The sequence below is a fragment of the Bradyrhizobium cedriense genome, assembly GCF_054602315.1.
Map to the genome: position 1 here is coordinate 305442 of NZ_JBTSWB010000001.1, position 22101 is coordinate 327542.

At 64.8% G+C, this 22101-nt stretch carries 29 protein-coding genes; 14 read left to right on the plus strand and 15 right to left on the minus strand.

Annotated elements, in window-relative coordinates; translation table 11 throughout:
• The first annotated feature begins 40 nt into the window (after window positions 1–40).
• Window positions 41–301, plus strand: a complete 261-nt coding sequence (locus ACYCVF_RS01470) for a BrnT family toxin (protein WP_459596780.1) — start codon at window positions 41–43, stop codon at window positions 299–301.
• Complete coding sequence (locus ACYCVF_RS01475) at window positions 288–581, plus strand: BrnA antitoxin family protein (protein WP_459596781.1); 294 nt, start codon at window positions 288–290, stop codon at window positions 579–581. Before ACYCVF_RS01470 ends, ACYCVF_RS01475 begins: the two co-directional genes overlap by 14 nt.
• 1011 nt (window positions 582–1592) lie before the next feature.
• Here ACYCVF_RS01475 and ACYCVF_RS01480 read toward each other — a convergent pair.
• Both ACYCVF_RS01480 and ACYCVF_RS01485 read right to left on the minus strand, forming a co-directional pair.
• Window positions 1593–2435 carry an AAA family ATPase gene (locus ACYCVF_RS01480; protein WP_018641030.1) on the minus strand — a complete coding sequence of 281 codons (843 nt, stop codon included), beginning with the start codon at window positions 2433–2435 and terminating at the stop codon, window positions 1593–1595.
• Between the two features lie 106 nt (window positions 2436–2541).
• On the minus strand, window positions 2542–2787 hold the full coding sequence (locus tag ACYCVF_RS01485; RefSeq protein WP_370134447.1) for a GlsB/YeaQ/YmgE family stress response membrane protein: 246 nt from the start codon (window positions 2785–2787) through the stop codon (window positions 2542–2544).
• A 153-nt stretch (window positions 2788–2940) separates the two neighbouring features.
• Here ACYCVF_RS01485 and ACYCVF_RS01490 point away from each other — a divergent pair, with 153 nt between their 5' ends.
• The 3 genes from ACYCVF_RS01490 (at window position 2941) to sseA (ending at window position 5735) form a co-directional block, all read left to right on the plus strand.
• Complete coding sequence (locus tag ACYCVF_RS01490) at window positions 2941–4116, plus strand: vWA domain-containing protein (RefSeq protein WP_459596782.1); 1176 nt, start codon at window positions 2941–2943, stop codon at window positions 4114–4116.
• A 225-nt stretch (window positions 4117–4341) separates the two neighbouring features.
• A complete protein-coding gene (locus ACYCVF_RS01495; protein ID WP_459596783.1) occupies window positions 4342–4755 on the plus strand; it encodes a rhodanese-like domain-containing protein in 414 nt (137 codons plus the stop codon).
• A gap of 128 nt (window positions 4756–4883) precedes the next feature.
• On the plus strand, window positions 4884–5735 hold the full coding sequence (gene sseA, locus ACYCVF_RS01500; protein ID WP_459596784.1) for a 3-mercaptopyruvate sulfurtransferase: 852 nt from the start codon (window positions 4884–4886) through the stop codon (window positions 5733–5735).
• Window positions 5736–5799: 64 nt separating this feature from the next.
• Here sseA and ACYCVF_RS01505 read toward each other — a convergent pair whose 3' ends face one another.
• Window positions 5800–6588: a hypothetical protein gene (locus ACYCVF_RS01505; protein WP_459596785.1), complete on the minus strand. Its 789-nt coding sequence runs from the start codon at window positions 6586–6588 to the stop codon at window positions 5800–5802.
• Between the two features lie 368 nt (window positions 6589–6956).
• Between ACYCVF_RS01505 and ACYCVF_RS01510 the strand changes: the two genes are divergently transcribed.
• On the plus strand, window positions 6957–8153 hold the full coding sequence (locus ACYCVF_RS01510; protein WP_459596786.1) for a L,D-transpeptidase: 1197 nt from the start codon (window positions 6957–6959) through the stop codon (window positions 8151–8153).
• 57 nt (window positions 8154–8210) lie between these two features.
• On the opposite strand, the gene ACYCVF_RS01515 is transcribed toward ACYCVF_RS01510, so the two are convergent.
• Together ACYCVF_RS01515 and ACYCVF_RS01520 are read right to left on the minus strand one after the other, a co-directional pair.
• Window positions 8211–9173 (minus strand): D-2-hydroxyacid dehydrogenase family protein, encoded by a 963-nt coding sequence (locus ACYCVF_RS01515; RefSeq protein ID WP_459596787.1) that lies wholly within the window; start codon window positions 9171–9173, stop codon window positions 8211–8213.
• Window positions 9174–9305: 132 nt separating this feature from the next.
• On the minus strand, window positions 9306–9521 hold the full coding sequence (locus ACYCVF_RS01520; RefSeq protein ID WP_459596788.1) for a hypothetical protein: 216 nt from the start codon (window positions 9519–9521) through the stop codon (window positions 9306–9308).
• 232 nt (window positions 9522–9753) lie between these two features.
• Between ACYCVF_RS01520 and ettA the strand changes: the two genes are divergently transcribed.
• Both ettA and ACYCVF_RS01530 read left to right on the plus strand, forming a co-directional pair.
• The gene (gene ettA / locus ACYCVF_RS01525) at window positions 9754–11403 is read left to right on the plus strand and encodes an energy-dependent translational throttle protein EttA (RefSeq protein ID WP_459596789.1); all 1650 of its coding nucleotides are present in this window, start codon (window positions 9754–9756) and stop codon (window positions 11401–11403) included.
• Window positions 11404–11410: 7 nt separating this feature from the next.
• Window positions 11411–12637 carry a lytic murein transglycosylase gene (locus ACYCVF_RS01530; protein ID WP_459596790.1) on the plus strand — a complete coding sequence of 409 codons (1227 nt, stop codon included), beginning with the start codon at window positions 11411–11413 and terminating at the stop codon, window positions 12635–12637.
• A gap of 80 nt (window positions 12638–12717) precedes the next feature.
• Here ACYCVF_RS01530 and ACYCVF_RS01535 read toward each other — a convergent pair whose 3' ends face one another.
• Both ACYCVF_RS01535 and ACYCVF_RS01540 read right to left on the minus strand, forming a co-directional pair.
• The gene (locus tag ACYCVF_RS01535) at window positions 12718–13002 is read right to left on the minus strand and encodes a hypothetical protein (RefSeq protein WP_459596791.1); all 285 of its coding nucleotides are present in this window, start codon (window positions 13000–13002) and stop codon (window positions 12718–12720) included.
• A gap of 213 nt (window positions 13003–13215) precedes the next feature.
• Window positions 13216–13545 (minus strand): hypothetical protein, encoded by a 330-nt coding sequence (locus ACYCVF_RS01540; protein WP_459597951.1) that lies wholly within the window; start codon window positions 13543–13545, stop codon window positions 13216–13218.
• A gap of 621 nt (window positions 13546–14166) precedes the next feature.
• Between ACYCVF_RS01540 and ACYCVF_RS01545 the strand changes: the two genes are divergently transcribed.
• Window positions 14167–14439 (plus strand): (2Fe-2S)-binding protein, encoded by a 273-nt coding sequence (locus tag ACYCVF_RS01545; protein ID WP_459596792.1) that lies wholly within the window; start codon window positions 14167–14169, stop codon window positions 14437–14439.
• Window positions 14440–14569: 130 nt separating this feature from the next.
• Window positions 14570–15058 carry a bacterioferritin gene (gene bfr, locus ACYCVF_RS01550; RefSeq protein ID WP_061027217.1) on the plus strand — a complete coding sequence of 163 codons (489 nt, stop codon included), beginning with the start codon at window positions 14570–14572 and terminating at the stop codon, window positions 15056–15058.
• 127 nt (window positions 15059–15185) lie between these two features.
• Here bfr and ACYCVF_RS01555 read toward each other — a convergent pair whose 3' ends face one another.
• Window positions 15186–15788 (minus strand): MSMEG_1061 family FMN-dependent PPOX-type flavoprotein, encoded by a 603-nt coding sequence (locus tag ACYCVF_RS01555; protein ID WP_061027218.1) that lies wholly within the window; start codon window positions 15786–15788, stop codon window positions 15186–15188.
• Between the two features lie 71 nt (window positions 15789–15859).
• Window positions 15860–16204 (minus strand): hypothetical protein, encoded by a 345-nt coding sequence (locus tag ACYCVF_RS01560; protein WP_459596794.1) that lies wholly within the window; start codon window positions 16202–16204, stop codon window positions 15860–15862.
• Between the two features lie 221 nt (window positions 16205–16425).
• Here ACYCVF_RS01560 and ACYCVF_RS01565 point away from each other — a divergent pair, with 221 nt between their 5' ends.
• Together ACYCVF_RS01565 and ACYCVF_RS01570 are read left to right on the plus strand one after the other, a co-directional pair.
• A complete protein-coding gene (locus ACYCVF_RS01565; protein ID WP_459596795.1) occupies window positions 16426–16692 on the plus strand; it encodes a DUF2277 domain-containing protein in 267 nt (88 codons plus the stop codon).
• A 99-nt stretch (window positions 16693–16791) separates the two neighbouring features.
• Window positions 16792–17013 carry a hypothetical protein gene (locus tag ACYCVF_RS01570; RefSeq protein ID WP_459596796.1) on the plus strand — a complete coding sequence of 74 codons (222 nt, stop codon included), beginning with the start codon at window positions 16792–16794 and terminating at the stop codon, window positions 17011–17013.
• 91 nt (window positions 17014–17104) lie between these two features.
• Here the strand turns inward: ACYCVF_RS01570 and ACYCVF_RS01575 are convergent, their stop codons facing one another.
• The 3 genes from ACYCVF_RS01575 to ACYCVF_RS01585 form a co-directional block, all read right to left on the minus strand.
• A complete protein-coding gene (locus ACYCVF_RS01575) occupies window positions 17105–17617 on the minus strand; it encodes a collagen-like protein (RefSeq protein WP_459596797.1) in 513 nt (170 codons plus the stop codon).
• A gap of 194 nt (window positions 17618–17811) precedes the next feature.
• The gene (locus tag ACYCVF_RS01580) at window positions 17812–18060 is read right to left on the minus strand and encodes a helix-turn-helix domain-containing protein (protein ID WP_459596798.1); all 249 of its coding nucleotides are present in this window, start codon (window positions 18058–18060) and stop codon (window positions 17812–17814) included.
• A 341-nt stretch (window positions 18061–18401) separates the two neighbouring features.
• Window positions 18402–19169, minus strand: coding sequence for an SDR family NAD(P)-dependent oxidoreductase (locus ACYCVF_RS01585; RefSeq protein ID WP_459596799.1), 768 nt, complete (start codon window positions 19167–19169; stop codon window positions 18402–18404).
• 111 nt (window positions 19170–19280) lie between these two features.
• On the opposite strand from ACYCVF_RS01585, the gene ACYCVF_RS01590 reads away from it, so the two are divergent.
• Window positions 19281–19766 carry a J domain-containing protein gene (locus ACYCVF_RS01590; protein ID WP_459596800.1) on the plus strand — a complete coding sequence of 162 codons (486 nt, stop codon included), beginning with the start codon at window positions 19281–19283 and terminating at the stop codon, window positions 19764–19766.
• An 89-nt stretch (window positions 19767–19855) separates the two neighbouring features.
• On the opposite strand, the gene ACYCVF_RS01595 is transcribed toward ACYCVF_RS01590, so the two are convergent.
• The 3 genes from ACYCVF_RS01595 to ACYCVF_RS01605 all read right to left on the minus strand — a co-directional run bounded on the left by ACYCVF_RS01595 (window position 19856) and on the right by ACYCVF_RS01605 (window position 21137).
• Window positions 19856–20107: a hypothetical protein gene (locus ACYCVF_RS01595; RefSeq protein ID WP_459596801.1), complete on the minus strand. Its 252-nt coding sequence runs from the start codon at window positions 20105–20107 to the stop codon at window positions 19856–19858.
• 238 nt (window positions 20108–20345) lie between these two features.
• Complete coding sequence (locus ACYCVF_RS01600) at window positions 20346–20606, minus strand: hypothetical protein (RefSeq protein WP_459596802.1); 261 nt, start codon at window positions 20604–20606, stop codon at window positions 20346–20348.
• A gap of 147 nt (window positions 20607–20753) precedes the next feature.
• Entirely contained in the window at window positions 20754–21137 is a 384-nt protein-coding gene (locus ACYCVF_RS01605; protein WP_459596803.1) for a RidA family protein, read from the minus strand.
• Between the two features lie 474 nt (window positions 21138–21611).
• Between ACYCVF_RS01605 and ACYCVF_RS01610 the strand changes: the two genes are divergently transcribed.
• Window positions 21612–22046: a hypothetical protein gene (locus ACYCVF_RS01610; protein WP_459596804.1), complete on the plus strand. Its 435-nt coding sequence runs from the start codon at window positions 21612–21614 to the stop codon at window positions 22044–22046.
• The last annotated feature ends 55 nt before the right edge of the window (window positions 22047–22101 follow it).

Genomic DNA, 22101 nt, shown 5'->3' on the forward strand with positions numbered 1-22101 from the left:
AATATTGACCTTTTGTCAGCTTGTAGCTAGATTATCGTAGATGAAGATCGTCTGGGACGAACCGAAGCGGCTCGCCAATCTCGACAAGCACGGGCTGGATTTCGCCGATCTCGATGAGACATTCTTCGACAACGCGCTCGTCGTTCCCTCGCTCAACAAGAGCAAACGCTGGGTCGCGATCGGTGTGAGCGTCCATGGCGTCATTGTTGTCGTTTTCGCGCGGTTGGGACGCGAGGGCATCAGCGTCATCAGCATGCGACTGGCAAGCCGTGGCGAAAGGAAACTCTATGCCGAACGTTAAGAAGAAATCAGGCTATACCAAAAAGGACATGCGCGCGGTGAGCGATAGCCCGCAGCTGACAAGGGCGGATTTCGCCAAGGCGCGGCCGTTCTCTGAAGTCTTTCCTGATCTCGGCGCATCCATCCGGAAAGGGCGCGGTCCGAACAAGGCGCCGACGAAGAAGCTCGTCTCGTTGCGCCTGAGCCCGGAGGTTGTCGAGCATTTCAAGTCGACTGGGCCGGGCTGGCAATCGCGGATCGATGAGACCTTGCGCAAGGCGGTCAAGCGCAAGGCCTCGTGACGGCCAATATCGGCAAGGCGGATCCGTCTGGGGCTCGAGGCGCCGAACGACCGCTCGTTCGTGTCCCGTCGGGCAAAACACCCGGGCACTCCGTCAACCCCTCTCCGCCAAAATATTCCACTTTACCGAAATTCGGAATTGCGGCATACGTCGAAACATCCCGGCCCCACGAAGAGGGGCGGTTCGCGAGTCGTTCGAAACGCGGGCCGGGTTGCGGTGGACGCGGCAGCGTCGGCACGAGAGGTCAAGGGCAGGGCGGATTGCTCTCCGTGAGCCCAAGGCTTCGTGTAGACGGACGGCGCTGTCAGGTTCGTCTCGCCAGCAAGTTTCCGGCTCCGTCGACGAGGCTGGAAAAACTGCGGCGAGCAAGCGGGCCGTGCGTACGGCAAAACCGTGTGGTCCTGGCCGTCGTTGCTACGGTCAAGCCTTGGCGGATGCGGCATTTGCGTCAACCGGCGCGGTGCCGGCGATTTTCGCCGGGGCGAGGGAGGCCAGAAGGAATTCGGCTCCCGGGAGAGTACGGCATAAGCCGTCCGACCATCGCGCAGGGAAGGCCGTGTGTTGGGCTTCACCTGTATGCCGCTGTGCAGTTCTTCTGCGTGTGCTTTCGCACAGCGGACCGTGGGTGCCAGCCGGCACCCGGCCTTCCCTGCACCCTCTGATCGAAGAGGGAGCGAGACTGAAGCAAAGCTCGGGCGAAACACGCTGCGAGGCTGCGAAGGCGTGTCTGCGATTCAAAATGCGAATTGGAAGAGCGAGGCTGCTGGCTCATACTCGGTCATTGCGAGCGCAGCGAAGCAATCCAGAGCCTTTCCGCGGAGGGGTTCTGGATTGCTTCGTCGCTATGCTCGTCGCAATGACGAGATCGGGGAGACTGCTTGCGTCACACTCGATATCGTAGGGTGGGCAAAGCGAAGCGTGCCCACCATCTCGCGTGTCGTTAGCGAATGGTGGGCACGGCGCCTTTGCCCACCCTGCGGCACATTGCAGCGCGTCCGGGACACGAGAAGCCTACACTTCCCGTCGGCTCAGAAACGCCAGCCGCTCGAACAGATGCACGTCCTGCTCGTTCTTGAGCAGTGCGCCGTGCAGCGGCGGGATCAGCTTGCGCGGGTCGCGTTCGCGCAGTTGCTCGACGCTCATGTCTTCGTTGAGCAGCAGCTTGAGCCAGTCGAGCAGCTCCGACGTCGACGGCTTCTTCTTCAGGCCGGGCACCTCGCGCACCTCGAAGAAGATGCGCAACGCTTCCTCGACGAGGCGCTTCTTGATGCCGGGGAAGTGGACGTCGACGATGCGGCCCATCGTGTCGGCGTCGGGGAACTTGATGTAGTGGAAGAAGCAGCGGCGCAGGAACGCGTCCGGCAGCTCCTTCTCGTTGTTGGAGGTGATCATCATGATCGGGCGCTGCTTGGCCTTGATCGTCTCGCCGGTCTCGTAGACATGGAATTCCATGCGGTCGAGCTCGAGCAGCAGGTCGTTGGGGAATTCGATGTCGGCCTTGTCGATCTCGTCGATCAGCAGCACCGGGCGCTGCTCGGCCGTGAAGGCCTCCCACAGCTTGCCGCGCTTGATGTAGTTCTTGATGTCGGACACGCGGGCATCGCCGAGCTGGCTGTCGCGCAGGCGCGACACCGCGTCGTATTCGTAGAGGCCCTGCTGCGCCTTGGTAGTGGATTTGATGTGCCAGGTGAGCAACGGCGCGTTCAGCGCCTTCGCCACTTCCTCCGCCAGCACCGTCTTGCCGGTGCCGGGCTCGCCCTTCACCAGGAGCGGGCGTTCGAGCACGATCGAGGCATTGACGGCGACCTTGAGATCGTCGGTCGCAACATAGTCCTTGGTGCCGGTAAATTTCATTGCGCGTCCTTGTTGGTCGTCGTGGTGAGGCAATGCCAATTTCGTTGCCTCGGTCACGACAAGCGAACGGCCGCGCATGGCGGCCGTTCCTGGTTCGGTCAGGCTTTCAGACCCGTTTTATCAGCGAAAGGATGACCAGCACAATCACCGCGCCGATCGTGGCGTCCACGATGGCGCCGACCGTGCCGGTGGCGAGCTGGATGTGCAGCTGGGGCAGCACCCAGCTCGCAACCAGTGCGCCGATGATGCCGACGACGATGTTGCCGACCAGCCCAAATCCCGCCCCGTGGACAATCTTGCCCGCGAGCCAGCCTGCGATCGCGCCGATGATGAGCGCTGCGAGAATTCCCATTCAAACGTCCCCAAAACAACCCCGTGAGGCGGACAATTCTAGAGCAAAAAGGCGTCGGGTCCACCCGCGCTCGCGATTTCGCTGCACCTCTCCCCGGCGGGGCGAGGTGGAGCGCCCCTTGACGTTCGCCACCCGACGGGCAATCTGTCACCCATGTTCCTGCAATTCTTCACCTCTCTGCGCGACGCGCAGGTCCCCGTGACGCTGCGCGAATACCTCACGCTGATGGAGGCGCTCGACGCCGACCTTGCGGACTACACCGTCGAGAACTTCTATTATTTGTCCCGCGCCTCGCTGGTGAAGGACGAGCGCAATCTCGACAAGTTCGACCGCGTCTTCGGCACGGTGTTCAAGGGGCTGGAAAACCTCCTCGACGCCATGGAGAAGGCGGAGATCCCCGAGGAGTGGCTGAAGAAGCTCGCCGAGAAATACCTGACGGAAGAAGAGAAGAAGCAGATCGAGGCCATGGGCTGGGACAAGCTCATGGAGACCTTGAAGAAGCGCCTCGAGGAGCAGAAGGGGCGGCACCAGGGCGGCTCGAAGTGGATCGGCACCGCAGGCACCTCACCGTTCGGTGCGCATGGCTACAATCCCGAAGGCGTGCGCATCGGCCAGGAGAAGAACCGCAACAACCGCGCCGTGAAGGTGTGGGACAAGCGCGAATTTCGGGATCTCGACGGCAATGTCGAGCTCGGCATCCGCAACATCAAGGTGGCGTTGCGCCGCCTACGCAAATTCGCGCGCACCGGCGCGCCGGACGAGCTCGATCTCGACACCACGATCCGCGAGACCGCCAATCACGGCTATCTCGACGTGCACATGCGCCCCGAGCGGCGCAACGCGGTGAAGCTGCTGGTGTTCTTCGACATCGGCGGCTCCATGGACGCGCATATCGAGCAGGTCGAGGAGCTGTTCTCGGCGGCGAAGAGCGAGTTCAAGCACATGGAGTATTTCTACTTCCACAACTGCCTCTATGAAGGCGTCTGGAAGCAGAACAAGCGCCGCTTCACCGACCGCACGCCGACCTGGGACGTGCTGCACAAATACCCGCACGACTACAAAATCGTGTTCGTCGGCGACGCCTCGATGAGCCCTTACGAGATCATGGTGCCCGGCGGCTCGGTCGAGCACGTCAACGAGGAGCCGGGCTCGGTCTGGCTCGATCGCATCATCCGCACCTATCCGCACGCGGTGTGGCTGAACCCGGTGCAGCAGAAGCACTGGGATTATTCGGAATCGACCACCATCATCCGCCGCATCTTCGCGGGCCGCATGTACCCGATCACCATCGAGGGGCTCGAAGGTGCGATGAAGGAATTGACGCACTAGCTTATGACCAGCCCGGTGCGATCGGCAACGGAAGTGCGCTCCCTCTCCCGCTTGCGGGGGAGGGTTGGGGAGGGGGTATCGCCGCGGGCGGCGCTCCCGAAGAGGAGAGAGCCCCCACCCGCGTCGCTTCGCGCCGCGACCTCCCCCGCAAGCGGGAGAGGCTAGACCGAGTATGCGGCGAGTAAGTGCCGTACCAACAGCCACGAAATAACGAGGGAGAACCATATGCCCCAGACCATCACCCGCGGCATCAAGGCACTGATCGACGAGGCCAATGCCGAGATCGAGACGCTCACCGCCAAGGACGCCATCGAGATCTCCAAGAACGGCGATGTCGTCATCGTCGATATCCGCGACCCCCGCGAGATCGAGCGCGAGGGCCGCATCCCCGGCGCTTTCGCCTGCACCCGGGGCATGCTCGAATTCTGGATCGATCCGCAGAGCCCGTACGCCAAGCCGATCTTCCAGGAGGACAAGAAGTTCGTCTTCCACTGCGCCGGCGGCCTGCGTTCCGCGCTCGCGGCCAAGACCGCGCAGGACATGGGCCTGAAACCCGTCGCCCACATCGCAGGCGGCTACGCTGCCTGGCGCGATGCCGGCGGGCCGACGGAGGCTTGGGAGCCGAAGAAGAAGGGCTAACTCTCTCCCTACGTCATTCCGGGGCACGCGAAGCGTGAACCCGGAATCCATCCATCCACCGACCCCGCGGCCCGATGGATTCCGGGCTCGTCCTCCGGGCGCCCCGGAATGACCGCAAGGAAACACCGATGACCACCGATCCCCTCGTCTCCACCGAATGGCTCGCCGCTCACATGGACGACGCCAACGTCAAGATCCTCGATGCCAGCTTCAAGCTGCCGGGCGTCCTGCCGTTGCCGAAGGACGACTATCTCGCCGCGCATCTGCCGGGCGCGGTATTCTTCGACGTCGATGCCGTGTCCGATCATTCCAATCCGCTGCCCCACATGTTTCCGAGCGCCGAGCAGTTCGGCCGCGACGTCGGCAATCTCGGCATCTCCAATGCCGACACCGTCGTTCTCTACGATGCCGGCGGCTGGGTCGCCGCGCCCCGCGCGTGGTGGATGTTCCTGTCCTACGGCCACGGCAATGTGCGCATCCTCAATGGCGGCCTGAAGAAGTGGCGCGCCGAGGGGCGTCCCGTCGAGAGCGGTGAGGCGAAGCCGAAGCCTGCAACCTTCGAGGCGAGCTACGATCCAAAGCGTGTGCGCAGCATGCAGCAGCTGATCGCCAACGTCGAAAGCCGCGCAGAGCAGGTGATCGACGCGCGGGCCGCCGAGCGTTTCGAGGGCCGCGCGCCGGAGCCGCGTCCGGGCATCCGCTCCGGACACATCCCCGGCGCCCGCAACCTGCCCTACAATCTGCTGTTCGATACCGCGACGGGCGAGATGAAGCCGCTGGACGACCTGCGCGCCGCCTTCACCGGCGCCGGCGTCAAGCTCGATGCACCGATCGTGACGAGCTGCGGCTCGGGCGTATCGGCCGGCGTGCTGACGCTCGCGCTCTATCGCCTGGGGATCACCGACACCGCGCTCTATGATGGCTCGTGGTCGGAATGGGGCCAGGCCGGCGGCCCGCCGATTGCGACCGGGTCGGCGTAGGCTCGGCGCCACGGCGAAAGTTTGCTCCCTCGCCCCGCAAGCTGGGAGAGGCGAAGAAGGAGCATCACCGCGTGCGCGCGGTCGTCGTCGTCGCGAAAGCCGGCTGCGGCTGTCCAAACGGATCAAGCGGCTGCTGCAACTGCTGAGGCGGCGGACGTCGCACCACGCGCTGCCGCTTCTTCACCTTCGCCTTGCGCTTCGTCGCCTTGCTGTCGGATACGCTGCTGTCCGCCTTGTTGCTCTCGGCCTTGGCCTTCTCGGGCGTGTCCTTCACGGCCGTGGTCGCAGGCTCGTTCAGCGCGGCTACCTTCGCGGAGCGGACATCGACTGGCGAGGATGCCTGGGCGGTACCGGGCTCAACCGTCGCCGGCTCGCTGGCGGCAGGCTGGGCCTCGGGGATCGAGGCCGTGGTGTCGGCGGGGGTGAGCGTGTCGGCGGCGGTGAGCGTGTCGCTGGACGCTGGCACTTCGGCTTCCGCCGTCGTCTCGGCCTTGGCTGGCTCGGCGGCCGGAGGCGCGGCTTCAGCGACCTCAGGCTGAGCGTCAGCCTCGCTCGTCGGCGCGGCAACCTGTTCGGGCTCGCTCACAGGCAGTCCGATGGTCGGCACCTGGTCGCGCAGCGATGGTGCGGGATCGGGGGCGATCTCCGGCTCCGCCCGTAACACCGCGAGCACCGGCTGAGCGGGCTCGGGGCTCTGCGCAAACACCTGCTCCGGCGGGCCGTTCCGCCAGGTGGGGTTGCTGACATACTGCTGATGGGTCGCCCGCAGCAGCGCGGCGGCCCCTAGTCCGAACACCAGGATGGAGGTTGACAGCAGGATCGCGGCAAACAGGAAGCGAAAGCCGGGAAGCATCGAGCGATTGCGAATTTCCGCCCCGGCGGCGAGGTGGCCAGGGCCAAAGGAGCCATCTGAACGCGGTGACGGTACTGATTGCCGCGTTCGCCACGCGGGGATCGGAGCTCGAAAAGGTGGCGAATCAGGCTGATTCGACCATATCGCAACGCTTCCGCATCGTTCCGTTAAAATCGCGGCCGAACGCCGCGGCAATCAAAGCCACGATGCGATTTCAATCCCGTGATGCAACGGGGCAACGGTCGTCATTCGGATCACAAATCGGCAAATCCGGCGCAAATGGCCTGATATGTCTTGAATGTGCCGCTATCTTCCGTCATCTGGCCGTTAACGGTCCGATCGGGCTTCGGGACTATACAAGAGCGATGATGATCAAACATTTTCTGACGATATGCGCTGCCGCAACGGTCGCTGCGGCGGGAACCTCGCTCGCTCAGGCTCAGAGCTATCCGGTCCAGCAGGCACCGGGCTATGGCGCCCCGGCCGAATACCGGCCGGGCGATCGCACGCCGAATTTCGACGCGCTGGATGAAGACGACGAGGCGATGCCGCAGATGTCGCTGCCGTCGCCCGGTTCGGCCGACGATCCGCGCTACGGTTACGGCCGACCGGCCGGCCCCCCTCCGGTCTATTCGGCTGCCCCGCCGCAGGGCCCCGTGATGTCGCCCGATGATCCGCGCTACGGCCGTCCGGCTGGCGCCCCGGTGTATTCGGCGGCGCCGCCCCAGGGGCCCGTGATGTCGCCCGACGATCCCCGTTACGGCCGGCCCGCCGGTCCGCCACCGGTGATCTATGCCAATCGTCCGGGACAGGGCCAGGCACCGGCCAATGACGGCCTGCGTCCGCCGGAGGCGGTCGGTGGTCCCGCCGCGACCGGGACGGTCCAGGCCGCGCAGCCCCCCGTCGGCGCCGATGGCCGGCCGATGACACTGGCTGCGCTACCGCCCGAGGAGCAGCCCGATGCTGCGCCGGTGCAGCTGCCGCCGAACCTGCGCCGCCAGGAGGTCGCGTTCCAGACCAAGGAGCCGGCTGGCACGCTCGTGGTCGATACGTCCAACACTTACCTCTATTACGTGCTCGGCAACGGCCGTGCGATCCGCTACGGCGTCCGCGTCGGCCGCGACGGTTTTACCTGGACCGGCGTGCAGAAGATCACCCGCAAGGCCGAGTGGCCGGATTGGCATCCGCCGACCGAGATGATCGAGCGCCAGCCTTATCTGCCGCGCTTCATGGCTGGCGGCCCCGGCAATCCGCTCGGTGCCCGTGCGATGTATCTCGGCTCGACCGTCTACCGCATCCACGGCACCAACCAGCCCTCGACCATCGGCAAGTTCGTGTCTTCCGGCTGTATCGGCATGCTCAACGAGGACGTCTCCGACCTGTTCGATCGCGTCAAGGTCGGCACCCGCGTGGTGGTGCTGCCGGGCGGTCCCCCGCCGGGAACGGCGACCGCCTCCGCTGCGCCGACGACGGGAGCTGCCTCCGTCGCGGCTCAGGCCGGTCCGGTCCCCGGCACCCAGCCGACGGTCGTGCCGCCGCTGCCCGCTCCGGTCACCGTGCGCTGAACGCTTCGGCCATACCAGATTGCAGAAAGGGCGTGCCGTTGGCACGCCCTTCTCATTTCAGGCCAGTCTGCGCGGCAGCTCGCCGCCCCTGGTGAAGGCGTCGATCGCCTCGACCATCTGGCCGTAATGGATGCGCAGGCCGTCGCTGGTGGCGTAGCCGAGATGCGGCGTCAGCACGAGGTTGTCGAGCTTGCGGAAGGGGTGATCCACCGGCAGCGGCTCGACCGAGAACACGTCTAGCCCGGCGCCCGCGATCCTGCGCTGCTGCAACGCCTCGAGCAGCGCCTGCTCGTCGACGATCGGCCCGCGCGCGGTGTTGACGAGAAAGGCCGTCGGCTTCATCCGCGCGAGATCGGCAGCTCCAACCAGCCCGCGCGAACGCTCGCTCAGCACCACATGGATGGTGACGATGTCGGACCTGGCGAACAGCTCCTCCTTGCTGGCGTAGCCGACGCCGGCTTGCCTGCACTTCTCCGGGGTGAGATTGGGACTCCAGGCGATCACGTTCATACCGAACGCTTTCGCGATCCCGGCCATCTTGCTGCCGAGCTTGCCGAGCCCGACGATGCCAAGCGTCAAGCCCTCGATCTCGACGCCGGCAAAGCTCTGCCAGGGCTCGCCGGCATGCATGCGCGCATTCTCGCGGCCGATGCCGCGGGTCAGTTCCAGGATCAGGCCCATGGTGAGCGGCGCCGTCGGGTCGCGCGAATATTGCGTGCCCCCGATCGCGATGCGGCGCGCTTTCGCGGCCTCCATGTCGATCGAAGCGTTGCGCATGCCTGACGTCAGCAGCAGCTTCAGCTTCGGCAGCTTGTCGAACAGGCTCTCGGGGAACGCCGTGCGTTCGCGCATCGCACAGACGATCTCGAAATCGGCCAGCGCACTTTCCGCGGCCTGTTCCGAGGCGAACGGATGGCTGAACACGGTGACGTCGATCCGATCCGACAGTATCGTCCAGTCGGCTACGTCGAGGGCGAGGTTGAAATAGTCGTCGAGAATTGCACAGCGCAGCCGGCTCATCAGTGTCCCATCCATGCGAGGGGTGACGGCGCGAGGCGAGGGCGCCATCGTTCAGAACCAGACCATGGTTGCGCGCAATCAGACCCATGCGCAAGCTGCTCGCGTCTTCAAAAATCCGACAGGTCGGAGGGGTCAGATATCCCTGGGCTTCAGGCGGAACGGCGCATCCACGCCGTGCTTGGCGCGCCAGGCGGGACCGGGGCCACGCATGTAGTGCAGCTCGGGCCGGTACGGGTTGAACGCAGTGGCGAAGAAGCGCTTCCAGAAACCCTTGATCTCCGAGGCGAACCCGGAGATGTGGCCGGCTTCTGCCGGAACAGGAAGAGTGTTGGTCTCGATCAGAGCCATGATGCGGCCTCGCTGTGCTCGCCGTTCGTTCTGAGCGGGCGGCGCTGTTTCCGCGCGAAACCGAGCTTTCGGCCTGATTTATTAAAAGATGGTTTCAATTGTCCGGATTGCGCCGGATGGTGTCCGTCCGTATTCATCCGTGGTGAACGGATGGAAAACGTTGCCCTTTTGGGGCGGGATCGTTACATCGGCGGCAAGCAAATTTCCTCAAATCGAAGGTTTCACGGGACCGATGGCGCGCCAGTTCATCTATTTCATGCAGGGCCTGACCAAGAGCTACCCGACCCGGAAGGTGCTCGATAACATCCATCTGAGCTTCTACCCGGATGCCAAGATCGGCGTGCTCGGCGTCAACGGCTCGGGCAAGTCGACGCTGCTCAAGATCATGGCGGGCCTCGACAAGGAGTACAACGGCGAGGCCTGGGTCGCCCAGGGCGCCCGCGTCGGCTATCTCGAACAGGAGCCGCAGCTCGATCCCAAGCTCTCGGTCCGCGAGAACGTCATGCTGGGCGTCGCCAAGCAGAAGGCCATCCTCGATCGCTACAATGAGCTGGCGATGAACTATTCCGAGGAGACCGCCGACGAGATGACCAAGCTGCAGGACGAGATCGAGGCTCAGGGCCTCTGGGATCTCGACAGCAAGGTCGACCAGGCCATGGACGCGCTGCGCTGCCCGCCCGACGATGCCGACGTGGCGAAACTCTCCGGCGGTGAGCGTCGCCGCGTCGCGCTGTGCAAGCTGCTGCTCGACCAGCCCGAACTGCTGCTGCTCGACGAGCCCACCAACCATCTCGATGCCGAGTCGGTGTCGTGGCTCGAAGGCCACTTACGCAACTATCCCGGCGCGATCCTGATCGTCACCCACGACCGTTACTTCCTCGACAACGTCACGGGCTGGATTCTCGAGCTCGATCGCGGCCGCGGCATCCCCTACGAGGGCAACTACTCGTCCTGGCTGGTGCAGAAGCAGAAGCGTCTGGAGCAGGAGGGACGCGAGGACGCAGCGCACCAGAAGACGCTCGCCCGCGAGCAGGAATGGGTCGCATCGTCGCCGAAGGCACGCCAGGCCAAGTCGAAGGCGCGCTACCAGCGCTACGAGGATCTGCTCAAGCAGGCGAGCGAGAAGCAGACCCAGACTGCGCAGATCATCATTCCCGTCGCCGAGCGGCTCGGTGCCAACGTCGTTGACTTCGAGGGTCTCAGCAAAGGCTTTGGCGACCGCCTCCTGATCGACGATCTCACCTTCAAGCTGCCGCCCGGCGGCATTGTCGGCGTGATCGGCCCGAACGGCGCCGGCAAGACCACGCTGTTCAAGATGATCACCAAGCAGGAGACGCCGGACAAGGGCACCATCACGGTCGGCGAGACCGTGCATCTCGGCTATGTCGACCAGTCGCGCGATGCGCTCGATGGCAACAAGAACGTGTGGGAGGAGATATCCGGCGGCAACGAGCTGATTCTGCTCGGCAAGAAGGAGGTCAATTCGCGCGGCTATTGCTCCGCCTTCAACTTCAAGGGGGCTGACCAGCAGAAGAAGGTCGGCGCGCTCTCGGGCGGTGAACGCAACCGCGTGCATCTCGCCAAGATGCTGAAGTCCGGCGCCAACGTGCTGCTGCTCGACGAACCGACCAACGACCTCGACGTCGACACGCTGCGCGCGCTCGAAGAGGCGCTTGAGGACTTTGCCGGCTGCGCCGTCATCATCAGCCACGATCGCTGGTTCCTCGACCGCATCGCGACCCACATCCTGGCCTTCGAAGGCGACAGCCACGTCGAGTGGTTCGAGGGCAACTTCCAGGATTACGAGAAAGACAAGATGCGCCGGCTCGGACAGGACAGCATCATTCCGCATCGCGTGAAGTACAAGAAGCTGACGCGGTGACGGCGGCATGATGCGGCGGGCGCTCATCGCTGCGGTGATCGTGGTCACCTGCGGCTGGTCGTCCGCCCGCGCAGCAGACGCGGCGTTCACGCAGTTCGTCGCCTCGCTCTGGCCGGAAGCGCAGGCCGCAGGCGTCTCGCGTGCGACGTTCGAGCAACAGACGCGCGGGCTCGAGCCCGATTACAAGCTGCCTGATCTGATCCTGCCGGGCCGACCTGCGACCGGCGCGCCGTCGCAGGCCGAGTTCGTGCAGGTGCCGGCCGATTACGTCAGGGAAGCCTCGATCGCGCGGCTTGCGGGCGAGGGGCAGCGGTTGCTGCAGAAATATCGGCCGGTGCTGACCGAGATCGAGAAGAAGTCCGGTGTGCCCGCCACCGTGATGCTGGCAATCTGGGGGCGCGAGACCGATTACGGCCGCTACGCGCTGCCCTACGATCTCCTGCGCGTGCTGGCGACGCAGGCCTATGTCGGCCGCCGCAAGGATCAGTACCGCAACGAGTTCATCCTCTCGCTCAAGATCCTTGGCGAGGGCGTGGTGACGCGCAAGGACATGCGCTCGTCCTGGGCCGGCGCCACTGGGCTGACGCAGTTCCTGCCGTCGGAATATTACAAGCATGGCGTCGATTTCGACGACGATGGCCGCATCGACATCTGGCACTCGGTGCCGGATGCACTGGCCTCGGCCGCGCAGCAGCTCGTCAACAAGGGTTGGCAAAGCGGCTTGCGCTGGGCCTACGAGGTGCGGGCACCGGCGAAGGTCGATTGCACCGCCGGCGTGCCTGAGGTGACGAAGCCGATCGGCCAATGGTTGCGCGAAGGATTCGTGCCGGTGCGCGGTCAAAAGCTCAGTGCCGCCGAGCAGGCGGAGCCGGCCTCGCTGCTTCAGCCCGAAGGCATCTACGGCCCGTCCTTCCTGACCACCAAGAACTACTTCGTCATCAAGGAGTACAATTTCTCCGACCTCTACGTGCTGTTCGTCGGCCATCTCAGCGACCGTATGACCAGCCCGCTGCCATTCGCAACGCCGTGGTCGGCTTCGAAGCAACTGCGCACGAAAGACGTCGAGACGATGCAGCGCGAGCTGACGCGCGTCGGGCTCTACAAGGACAAGATCGACGGCAAGGCCGGCATGCAGACGCGCGCCGCACTCGGCGCCTATCAGAAGTCGGCAGGCCTCAAGGTCGATTGCTGGCCGAGCGAAGAGGTGCTGCGCTCGATCCAGGCGGGGCGATAGCGCGGGACCAAAAGAAAAAGCCCGGCCGATGGTCTCGGCCGGGCTTCGATCGCGGCGCTTGTGAGCGCGGTGCGATCAGATCAGTAGCAGACGCGAACCGGGCGAACGACCCAGCCATAGCCGTCCCAATAACGCTGGCGCTGCCAGTAGCAGGGTGGGGGCGGTGGGCCGGGCTCGGCCACGTAAACCGGACCACCATAGGCCGGACGGCTCGACGCGATGGCGCCGCCGACGATCGCGCCGCCGATCAGGCCGGCCGCGATGCCCGCGCCGATGCCGTCATGCGCCTTCGCGGACGGAGTCGCGGTCACCAGCGAAGCGGCGACCGTCGCGACCGTGAGGGCAGCAACTAAAGTCTTCTTCATGCTCTTGGCTCTCCTGGGAGATGGACTTCCCTTGTAAGGGATGGCCCGGGTTTCAAAGGTTCACGCACACTCTGATGGAATTTGGCCTTGCGGTTAGGAAGCGCGCAAATGGTCAATCCACGGTAAACGCACACGGAGCTGTGACGAGAAAAAGCGGTCTTTTTCGGGCTCCGAGATGAACGGCGCGTCCGTAGCGAACCGGATAAGGGCGCCTCAGCCACAAACTCTGACGCGGCGGATGCGCCAGGCATAGCCGTCCCAGAAGCGCTGCTTCTGCCAGACGCAGCCGCCGCCGTAATAGCCGTCGGCGACGTAGCCCGGACCCGGCGCATAGTAGCGGGGCGGGTAATAGCCCGGCTGGTAATAGCCATAGCCGGGCCCTGGTCCGTAATAATACGGAGAGGCCAGCGCGCCGCCGACGATGGCGCCGCCAATGATCCCGGCTGCGACGCCGGCAGCGACACCGCGCTGCGCCTGGGCCGGCGTTCCGGCCGTCAGGGCCAGGGTGAGGATGGCAGTAACTGCCAGGAGCGACTTCTTCATTGGCTTGACCTTCACACGATCACCCGGGGAACGCTTCACGCGGGAACTCTTTGAGGGCAGAGTTCCATACTTCGCTTGAATGATCAATGAACGGCGCCCTTGCCAGGCACGACCAATTGGCTCGCACCACAGTTCCACCGGGGAGACGATGATGGGCAACGGGATGGTCAGTGCAGTGATTGCTGCCGCGATCGTTCTCGCGATCGGCTACGGCTTGATCACGCATCTCCAGAACCGCGGGCGGCGGTCCCGCGCGGCGGCCCGCAGCGACGGAGGGAGTAGTGGTGGCCTCGATGGCTATGCTGCACCAGACACTGGCTTCTCACTGGGAAGCTGGTTTTCGAGCCACAGTTCGGGGAACTCGATTGGTGGCGGCAGCTGTTCCAGCAGCGACAGCGGCAGCAGCGGCGGGGATTGCGGAGGGGGCGGCGACGGTGGTGGTGGCGGCGGCGACTAGACCCGCACCGCATTCTTGACCCCGCTCAACGCCCCCGTTCTAGAGCTGTTCTAGGCTGTTTCCAGGCCAGTTTGGAATAGCTTCAAATACCGCTTTTTCCTTTTGCATCCGGCCGGCCGCTTAAATATCGATGATGGCGCATCACCGAAGGGCCTGCCGCTTCCATGATCGTCTGTTCCTGTAACGTGCTGAGCGATGAAGACATCCGCGCCGCCCTTGCGGAGGCCGACGACGCAGTGCGACATGCCAAGCAGGTCTATGGATGCCTCGGCTGTAGCGCCGAATGCGGCCGTTGTGCGCGAACCATCAAGACCATCATCGATGAAGCACTCGGCCCGTGCGCCCAGTCCTGCTGTGCCGGCTGTCCGCACGGCAACACTGTGGCCGCCAATGACGAGACGGCCGAACCCGCCCAGTTCGCCCTCGCAGCCTGCTGAAGTCACCCCGATCGGTCGAGCTTTTCCCCGGCTGCGCCCCGGTGACAGGTTGCCCTTCTCCGCAAAGTCATTTAGAAGCATTCTAAATTCGGTTTAGGGCCGATTTGGATTGCAAGAGCTGGAGTGAACCATGCAGGGCGACGCAAAAGTCATCGAGTATCTCAACAAGGCGCTGCGTCACGAACTGACTGCGATCAACCAGTACTGGCTGCACTACCGTTTCCTCGACAATTGGGGCTTGCTGGACATGGCAAAGGTCTGGCGCAAGGAGTCCATCGAGGAGATGGAGCACGCCGACAAGCTCACCGAGCGCATCCTGTTCTTCGACGGGTTCCCGAACATGCAGGTGCTGGATCCCCTGCGCATCGGCCAGAACGTCAAGGAGATCATCGAGTGCGATCTCGCCGCGGAGATGAGCGCGCGGGCGCTGTACCAGGAAGCGGCGACCTACTGCCACGGCGTCAAGGACTACGTCACGCGCGACCTGTTCGAGAAGCTGATGAGCGACGAAGAGCACCACATCGACTTCCTTGAAACCCAGCTCGACCTGATCGGCCGCATCGGGCTCGAACTCTACACCCAGAAGCACGTCGGCGGGCTCGAGGGCGAGGGACACTAAGGCTCCGCTCTCTCCATTCGTCAGGTCGGGTTTGACCCGGCCATCCACATAGTGCCGCACGACGAATGTGTGGATGCCCGGGTCAGGCCCGGGCATGACGGTCTGCTCGAACAGCAAAAGCGGCCCGCTACAATTGCGTCTTGTAGAGTTCTTCCACGATCTCCTGACTCTGCGGCTCGCCCAAGCCCGTCTGGTCGTGGATGACCTCGGTGATGCTCGGCATGACCGAGCGCTGCACTTTCTCGGGCGACCAGAGCTTCGAGCGCATCAACGCCTTGCCGCAGTGGAAATAGACTTCGCTGACCGCGACGTTCAGCACAGCGCGCGGCGGCTTGCCGAACTCCACCATCGCGGCGAGCAGATCCGGATCGGCCGACAGCGTGCCGCGTCCGCCGACGCGCAGCGTCTCGTCGATCCCCGGCACGAAGAACAGGAGATGCACGAAGCCGGAGCCTTCGACCACGTTCCGAAAACTGTCGATCCGGTTGTTGCCGGAGCGGTCGGGCATCAGCAACTGGTTGGGACCGGCGACGCGGACGAAGCCGATGCCGCCGCCGCGCGGAGAGGCATCGACGCTGCCGTCCGCGCCCGACGTCGCGAGCACGCAGAACGGCGACATCTCGATGAACTTCTTCGCATGCGCATCGATCGCGGGCCGCGCTTTCGCGATCACGCGCGGGGTCGGCTTGGCATAAATGGCGGCGAGGTCTTCGGCGCGAAGGTCGGTCAACGGCGTGACTCCATATCAGCCTGGCTTCAAGTTATCCGACCAGGCGCCTTCAGCCAACGAAATCCATCACGCTAGACCGCATCAGCGGGGACGAAGCAACTGATGATGATGGCGCCGCGGTGGTGGACGTACCACACCACGGCCTGGCCGACGGGATTGCCGCGATCGCGGATGATGGCGCGCGCGGGCACCTCGAACCATTGTCCCTCGATCGGCACCCAATAGGCGCCGCCGCGCACGTCGTATTCGGTGCGATGGCCGTCCGAGATGTCGCAGCAGGGCACGCCGTTCGGCGCGATCACGCTTTTGAACCAGGCGCGAATGTCGGGCGGGACGTGATCATATTGCCCGTTGTCGATCGCGAACGCGGCGCTCGTTAGCGCAGCCAGCCAGACGCACAGTGCGAGCGTGCGCATGCGATCCTCCTCGCGTCGATTCGTATCGTTGGTGCGATTAAGCCCGAGCTGTCAGGTCATTGCATGCTCAAATAATATGCGGTGATGATGCGCCGCACCGACCGTCATGCAGCTCGCGATCGGGGACCGCGTTTTGCCCCGGAACTTAACAGGAGGGCAGGGAGGGATGTAGGATTTCGCCGCTGCCGACCGTCCTTGGGGGACATATCCGGAGAGGGTGCATGTGTCGCAACATCAAGACGCTGTTCAACTTCGATCCGCCGGCAACGGAGGACGAGATCCATGCCAGTGCGCTTCAGTTCGTGCGCAAGTTGTCCGGCTTCAACAAGCCGTCGCAGGCCAATGAAGAGGCGTTCGAGCGTGCGGTGGCCGAAGTCTCGGACGCCGCGCGCAGACTCCTGACCTCGCTGCACACCCACGCCCCGGCGCGTGACCGCGAGGTCGAGGCGGAAAAGGCGAAGGAACGCTCGCGGTTGCGGTTCGGTTAGTCCTTTCCCGCGCCTCCGTTGCGTGATCTCGCTCACGGAAGTGGGTCTCGTCCTGCCTAATGATGTTCGTCGGGTTTTTCGACTGCCCGGAGCACGAACATGAGTCGCCCCCTTCTTCCTCTGAAAGCAGGTGCCGTCACCTTCACGGTGCTGTGGACCGCCTGGATGATGTGGTGGAGCGGGTCTTACAGCAGCGCCCACCTCGTCGTCCTGACGCTGCTCGGCACGTTGGTCGGCTACCTCTGGTATCGTGCGATGCGCTGGCAGTTCGAGCGCATGGGCATGCTGCCGCGCAAGGATGACTCCTCGCGGGCGCCTTGATCCGAAACCTGCAGGTCGCGAGTGCATCTCTCAGTGAGATCGCGCAGTGCAACATTGCAGAGTCCGAAGGCATGGACCTTCGGGCGCGCCACTAACTCTTGTCGTGTTTCTTCCTCTTTTTCTTCTTCTTGTGATCGTCGCTGTCGTCGTCCTCGTCATCGGCGATCGACGCGTCCGGCTCCTGCACTGCGGCCGCCAGTGCCTCGCGCTCGGCGGCCTCGCGTTCGCGCTGGCGGCGGCGTTCGTCCCAGGCGTCGAACAGCTGCTCGAGCCACGGCAACACCTGCTCGATCGATGGCAGTTGACCGGCCGGCCCCGGCTCGCCGCGAGGGCCTTGCGGCCCTGCCGGCCCCTGCGGTCCGACGGGTCCCTGCGCACCGGCGGGTCCACGCGGACCGATCTCGCCCTGCTTGCCCTGCGCACCGGGTTTGCCCGGCGGTCCCGCCTTTCCGGCTGGCCCCGGCTTGCCCTGCGGCCCCGGCTTGCCGCGCGCACCGTCGGCACCGCGCCGGCCCGGATGACCCTGCGGCCCCGGCCGTCCCGGTTGACCCTGCGGCCCGCGCGGGCCTTGAGGTCCCCGCCGTCGTCCCTGATCGTCTGCCACGCCACTGCTCCCTTCACCCGAAGCAAGCTACTTAGCGGCGTTTGACGACAGCAGCAATTCCGTCCCGCGCATCGCGCCGAGCGTGATCAACATCAATCGGCACGGCGAGCGGCCGTGTCATCGATCACGCACGGCACGTCCCTTGCGAGGACGAGCGATGGGCGCGGCGTGGAGAGTCTTTCTAGTGTCGCGCGCTAGTCCTGATAGGCGGGCACGTCGATGCCGGAGGCGGCATAGAGTTTGATCTTGTTGCGCAGCGTGCGCACCGACAGGCCGAGCACGCGCGCGGCCCGCGTGCGGTTGCCGTCGCAACGCGCAAGCGTCTGGAGCACGAGCTCGCGCTCGACCTCGTCGACGGTCGCACCGATCAGCATCGGAACGATCTGGTTGGGGGCAAGGAATTGTGCGCCCGGTAGGGACGCAGCGACGTGAACAGTGGTCATCAATACACTCCCCGATCAACGCCCGCCTTCCATCGCTGGAAGCGGATCGAGAACAAACGACCCCCAAGCCGTAGATCTACGGTGGTCCGGTTTGGTTAACCAAAGGTTAACCGCCGACGATCGCACCAATTGACCTCAGGAATGCCGCGAAGCCGCCGCGATTGGCGCGGGATGCAGAGCAATGCGGACCTATCTCGTCCCGCAGACGCTGTCATGCCCCGCGCAAGGCGGGGCATCCACGCCGCCGCGGCCTCTCGATTCAATCGCTGCCGTCTCGGAGTACTGGATCGTCCGCCTTCGCGGACGATGACACCGCGTGAATGGCGAGACTACCGCGCCCCTCACACCGTCCGATAGCCGCCGTCCACCATCACGATCGTGCCCGTGACATAGGCCGACATGTCGGAGGCCAGGAAGATCGCGGGTCCCACGATGTCCTCGGGCTTGCCGGTGCGCGCCAGCGGCGTGTGGTCGAGGAAGGCCTGCACCAGCGCGGGATTGGTCGCGCGCACGTTGGCGTTGATGTTGGTCTCGATGAAGCCGGGGCCGATCGCGTTGACGCGCACGCCTTCCTTGCCGAGCTCGGCCGCGAGCGCCTTGGTGAAGCCGAGCACGCCGTGCTTCGACGTCGTGTAGGCCGCCGAACTCGGCGTGCGCAGATGCACGAAGGACTGGATCGAGCCGATGTTGACGATGCGGCCCTTGCTCGCGCGCAAGGGGGCGAGGAATGCCTGCGTCATGTTGAAGACGCCGTTGAGGTTGAGCGAGATGATGTCGTTCCAGTCCTTCGCCACCGTCTCGGTCTCGGCGGTGAAGGCGTTGCGGCGGGTGATGCCGGCATTGTTGACGAGGATCGAGACCTGCCCGACCTTGGCCTCGACCTGCGCGGCCAGCGCAAAGCAGTCCTCGCGGCGGGTCACGTCGAGCGCGAAGCTCTCGGCCTTGCCGCCGGCCTTGCGGATCTCCTGGGCGGCCTCCGCGACGGCGTCGGCATTGACGTCGAGCAGCACGACCTGCGCGCCTTCCCGCGCGTAGCCGGCGGCGATCGCCCGGCCGATGCCGGAGCCGGCACCCGTGACGACGGCGATCTGGTTTGCGAGCAGTGCCATGGCAGTTTCCTCCCGGTTTCTTTTCGAAGTTTCACGAAAAGCTAACTCGAAATTAAGGGGTCGGAAACGGCGGCCTTGGCATACTGATCCCGATTGCTAAACGTTGCGCGCATGATGGAACGGCTTGAATCCTGGAAACTGGCGCTCGAGCGCCTGCGGTCGGCGCAGTCGGCTGATTGGGCCGAGGCGGGCCGCCTGGTGGCCGAGATCGCGCGGATCAGCAGCGACGTCACGCTGCGCCAGGCGGCGGAGCAGGCGCTTCCGGTGCTGCGCCAGGCCTCGGACAATGACGATCACGGCGTCACGCTGGCGGCGCAGCGCCGTATCGGTGTGGTCCTCGATGTCGTCCACGATCTGACCGCGCCGCGCTTCGGCCGCCGCAATGCCCTGCCGAAGAAGCTGTCGCGCGAGGATCGCGCCCGCAAGGTGCTCGGCCTGCCTCTCGCCGTGCAGCTCACCTGCGAGGACATCAACCAGGCCTATCGCCGCGCCGCCAAGGGCATGCATCCCGACCATGGCGGCAGCGCGCAGGCCTTCATCGACCTCGCCGCCGCGCGCGACGTCCTCATTCACCCCGGCGCCTACAAGGACGCGTGAGCGCGCGTCGGCCCTCGTTCACTCGCGCAAAAAAAACCGGGCAGGGACGCTTGCGTCCTTGCCCGGTACTTCGTCCGCCGATCGAATTGTTACCAGGTGCAGCTGCCGCCCTTGAGCGCGGCGTCCTTGAGCGCGAGGGCGTCGATGAAGGTCGGCACGCTCGCGCTGGCGCGATGGTAGCCGGCCGGCCACGGCGTGGTCGGGATGCTCTCGTCCCAGATCTGGCAGAAGCCGCTGTCCTGCCAGCGGATCAGGTGATAGCTGGCTTCGGCAGGGCTCGCGGCGGCGAATGCAGTGACGGCAAGGCCGGCGGCAGCGCACAGCACGGAAAGACGACGCATGATCAGCTCCTCGAAATGAATGATGTGATGCGCCTCCCGACAATGAGGGGAGGGCTGGCGCGGGACGCGTTCGCATGCGCCCCGGACAAGATGTGAGTAGCTGCTTGCGCTGGTCAGGTTCAAACGGCGCGCGCCGGACATGCGCGGTTTTCGGCCGGAGATTGAACGGTCCTGCGAGAACGGAAAGGGCGGACCGCTCGCGCGACCCGCCCTCCAAACGCGATCTGCCGTGTCCGGCTCAGAGCGTGCAGCGGCGCTCCGAGCGCAGCTTGATCTGGAGGTCCGACGCCTGCTGGAAGTTCGGGAATGGCTTGCTGACGACCTTGTAGGTCGACACCCCGAACTGGAACGGCTTGTACTGCAGGTCCTCGTTCCAGACCTGGCAGATGCCGGTGTTGTCCCAGCGGATCACGTAATAGCCGGGCTTTGCGGACGCGGGCACGGCGAACAGGGAGCTGGCGATGCCGGCGGCAGCACAGAGGGCGAGAACGCGACGCATGAAGTATCTCCTTGGGGTGAAGTGGGATGCGAAAGTTCGTGCGGTAAAAGCAGGTGCTTTGCAAGCCGGGGAGCCGACGTTCACGGACATGTCAGTCGCGGCCGCGCATTTGGTTCGGCCGCGTGCCCGACAAGTCACACGCGCGGCTCACCTCGCCAGCGACGCCACCGCTTCGATCTCGATCAGCATCTCCGGCCTGGGCAGCGCCTGCACCACGCAGGTGGTGCGCGCGGGGTAGGGCGGCGGGCCGAAGGCGCCGGCATAGAGCGCGTTCATGGCGGCCACATCGCCGGCGCGGGTCAGCAGCACGTTGACCTTGACGAGGTCGCGGAACGTGGCACCGGCCTCGTCGAGCACGCGCTTGATGTTGACGACGACGTTGGCGAACTGCGCCTCGAAGCCGTCGGGCAGTGCGCCTGATGCATCGAAGCCGGGAATGCCGGAGATGAACAGGAGGTCGCCGACGCGCGTCGCAAAGGACAGCGGCGGCGCCTTGACGTGCGGCGGGGGCGCGAAATGCTGGATCGGCATGGGATCACCTCGGAAGCGGTCGCTGATGCGAGAGCGTAGCGGCAGGCGAGGGACGCTCAAAACAAAAAATGCGAAAACAACCCCATGCACAGTAGCCATGAAGCGGAAATCATTGGTCTTTTCAAAAATTCGGGAAGAACGAAGCAATCGCTTGCTTCGTCGGGCAAAACAGGGGCATGATGGCATGATGGCCACGGTTAGTGCGCAGTGCTTCGCCTCTCGCCACGCGTAGCCCGAACGTTGTGAGAGGACGGTCCATCTACCCCGTCATTGCGAGGAGCTCTTGCGACGAAGCAATCCGGGCCGGCTCCGCGGAGAGATTCTGGATTGCTTCGCTGCGCTCGCAATGACGCGGAATGAGGGCTTTCCGAGTGCACAGCCGCACCCCATCATGTTGCCGCCTCGATCGATCGGGTAAATTCGCGCCGTCTGATTCGCGAATCCTGCCTTGAAAAATAGCCCCCGGAGACACCCATGAAGCTCGCAACCACCTTTCGCGCCGCGCTCGTCGCCATCGCCGCCTTTGCCGGCCTCTCGACCGCGGCGCGGGCCGACAGCGGCTTCGTGACGCTGACGATCTACAAGGCCGGCTGGATCATCGGCGGTTCCGGCGGCTCGGGCGTCCTCAACTTCCGCGGCCGCACCTACGGGCTTTCCACCGGCGGCCTCGACTACGGCCTCGTGTTCGGCGGTTCGAAAACCGTGCTGCGCGGCCGCGTCTCCAACATCAACCGTCCCTCGGACGTCGCCGGAGTCTATGGCGCCGCCGGTGCCGGCATTGCCGTCGGATCCGGCGCCCGCGCCATCGTGCTGACCAACCAGAAGGGCGCCGTGCTGGAGCTGTCGGGCACGCAGGTCGGCCTGATGGCGAATGCGGATCTCAGCGGGCTTGCGATCACGATGCGGTAGGGCGCGGCGCCGTAGGGTGGGTTAGCCGAAGGCGTAACCCACCTCTTTGGTTTCC